Source organism: Thermovirga sp., assembly GCA_012523215.1.
Taxonomy (GTDB): domain Bacteria; phylum Synergistota; class Synergistia; order Synergistales; family Thermovirgaceae; genus 58-81.
The window spans coordinates 1-3204 of the sequence record JAAYIZ010000238.1 but is presented as its reverse complement, the minus strand read 5'-3'; the positions used below and the strand labels follow the sequence as shown (position 1 = coordinate 3204).

Below are 3204 nucleotides of genomic sequence, written 5' to 3'. Positions count from 1 at the left end.
TCTTCGGCAGGGACGTAGCTTTTTACGTCTTCGATATCCCCTTCCTGTCGCTTTTCCAGGGCTGGCTCCTCAGCACCCTGGTCACAACCATCATGGGAGTGGCCCTGATCACCCTTCTGGCGGTCCTTCCGAGGCTGCGGGAGGAAAACAGGATTTACCTTCCCTCCTTCGCCCGGGCCCACCTCTCGGTGCTGGGCGCCGTGACGGTCGTCGTCTGGGGAAGCGGGCTATGGCTTGAGCGATTCCACATCCTCCTCTCCCCCGAAGGGGTGGTATTCGGCGCGGGCTACACCGATGTGCACATCAAACTACTGGCCCTCAATATAATGGTTGGGCTCTCCTTGGTCATCGCCGCCCTGCTCGTGGCGAACATTTTCCGGAGAACCTGGAGGCTTGCCATCGCGGGGGTTGTCCTCCTGGTGGGCGCTGCCTTTCTTTTAAGGGGCCTCCTCCCCGGCGTAGTCCAGAAGTACATCGTGGAACCCAACGAGTTCGCCAAGGAAAAGCCCTTCATCGAGTTCAACATCCGGGGTACCCTCGAAGCCTATGGCCTGGAAGACCTGGAAATTATCGACTTTCTCCCCGAGGACGCCGTGACGGTTCAAGACATCGGTAACGAACCCGATACGATCAGGAACATAAGACTCTGGGACTACCGCCCCATCCTCAGGGCCTTCAAACAGCTCCAGGAGATAAGGACCTACTACGACTTCCCCGATGTGGACGTCGCCCGCTACACCTTCAACGGATCCTACCGGCAGGTCATGCTGGCCGCCAGGGAGCTCGACCATGGGCAGCTCCAGAACCCGACCTGGGTCAACCAGCACCTGGAGTTCACTCACGGCTACGGCCTGGTGATGAACTTCGTCAACGAGGTGGACAGCGCCGGCAAACCTACGCTGATCGTCAAGGACCTTCCTCCCCAGGCTTCGGTCCCCCTGGGAATCGAAAGGCCCCAGATTTACTTCGGCGAGAGGCGCTTACCCTACTCCCTGGTCCGCACGAATATCATGGAGTTCGACTACCCCATGGGCGACTCCAACGTGAGGACCACCTACCAGGGGACCGGCGGAGTGCCCATCGGGGGGGTGTTCAACAGGATCATGTTCGCCCTTCGCTTCAGGGACTCCCAGATCCTTTTCACCAACGCCATAACGGCCGAAAGCCGGATACTGATGTACCGGAGCCTGAGAGAGCGCCTCGATAAGGTGGCGCCCTTCCTCCTTTATGACAGCGACCCCTACCTGGCGGTCATCGACGGGAAACTCGTCTGGATCGTGGACGCCTATACGGCCACCGATCGCTACCCCTATTCGAACCCCGTCAGCCTCTCCGGGACCAGGCAGAAGATCAACTACGTCCGTAACAGCGTCAAGGCTGTCATCGACGCCTACGACGGCAGCATCCTTCTTTACGTCTACGACCCCGACGACCCAATCCTCAGGACCTGGCAGGGCATCTTCCCGGCCCTCTTCACCCCGGCCGATGAGGCCCCGCCCGAACTCAGCACCCAAATACGCTATCCCATGGCGCTATTTCTCATCCAGAGCGAGATCTACCGCACCTACCATATGAGCGACCCCAACACCTACTACAACAAGGAAGATGTCTGGAGGCTCTCGACCCAGGCCTCGACGGGGGACATAAACGCCTACTACCTGATCATGCGCCTCGCCGGGGAGGAAAGGGCAGAATTCGCCCTCATCGCCCCCTTCATGCCCGTGGGCAGGGACAACATGATCGCCTGGATGGCGGGCCGTTCCGACCCCCCCAACTACGGACAACTCCTGGTTTACCAGTTCCCCAAGCAGAAACTTATCTTCGGCCCCTCCCAGGTGGCCGCCCTTATTGACCAGGACCCGGAGATCGCGGCCCAACTTTCACTCTGGACCCAGCGTGGCTCCGACGTCATCCGGGGCGATATTATGGTCATTCCGCTGGGCGATTCGCTGCTCTATGTCCAGCCCCTATACCTCAGGGCTGAAAACAGCGACCTGCCGGAACTAAAGCGGGTCATCGTCTCCTCGGGCGGTAAGGTGGCCTGGGGCGGGACGGTCGACGAGGCCATTTCGACGCTGCTGTTCCGACTACACGGGACAGCGCCATTCGAGGAGAGCCTTCCCGTGTTGGAAGAGGAAAGGCCCGCGCCGCTCCGGCCGGCAACGGAAGAAGACAGTGTCGGCGAATTGGCCCGCCGGGCAAGGGACCACTTCGAGAGGGCCCAGGAAGCCGCGAGGAAGGGCGACTGGGCAAGCTACGGCCAGGAGTTGGAAAAACTGAAATCGGCCCTTGAGGCACTCCTGGATGAGGCGGAACAACCCTGGCGATGATCTTTCGAGATCCATCCGTTGACTGCGACTCGAACAAATCTTAAAATATTCTTATGCCACTTTTGTGAACTGAAGAAGGGCGGCGGAGAGATGCCGATAAAGGTCATCATCCTCATCTCCCTGGTCCTACAGGCCGCGGCGGCGATCGTGGCCTGCAGGCATCTCCCCGTTTCCCGACGACATCCGGGCCTTTATTTGTTCATCGCGGCCGTGGCACTGATCCTGGGCCGACGGCTCATCAACTTCATAGGTATCCTCTCGGGGGGAGACCCTGCCGGCAACCCGATGATTTACGAATCGACGGCGCTGGCGGTGTCGTTGCTGCTGTTGCTTGCGACGATATGGTCGGTGCCCCTCATCCGGCAATATATCTCCAGCCGCGACGAACTCTTCCAGAAGCACTCCTCGATCTCACAGGTCATAGAGGACCTGGCCGTCCCCGCCTTCGTCCTGGGAAAAGACCACGCAGTGACCCACTGGAACAAAGCCTGCGAAAACCTCACCGGCATCGCCGCTGGGGACGTGCTGGGCTCAAAAGACGCCTGGAGGGCCTTCTACCACGAAGCGAGACCCCTCCTGGCGGACCTCATCCTGGATGGCGCTCCGCCGGAGGAATTCGCTAGGCTCTACGGAGATTCCTCCCGCCCTTCGACCACCCTGGCGGGAGGCTGGGAAGTGGAGACCTTCCTCCCGGGCCTCGGCGAAGGGCGCTGGATATCCTTCGCGGCAAGCCCTCTCAGCAACCCAGAAGGGATCATCTGCGGCTCCATCGAAACCTTCCGGGATACCACCCTTCAGAAGAAAGCCAGCCTCATCCTTTTCAGGAGCGCCTCCGGGTTACGGGCGCTCCACGAGATAATCAGGGAAATATCGG

2 protein-coding genes are annotated in these 3204 nt (G+C 60.2%); both read left to right on the top strand.

The features are described 5' to 3' along the window. Positions 1-2330, top strand: a 2330-nt coding sequence (locus GX108_06635; GenBank protein ID NLO56710.1) for a UPF0182 family protein, incomplete at its 5' end; no start/stop codon positions are given. 90 nt (positions 2331-2420) lie between these two features. After that, on the top strand, positions 2421-3204 hold a 784-nt coding region (locus GX108_06630; GenBank protein NLO56709.1), incomplete at its 3' end, for a PAS domain-containing protein.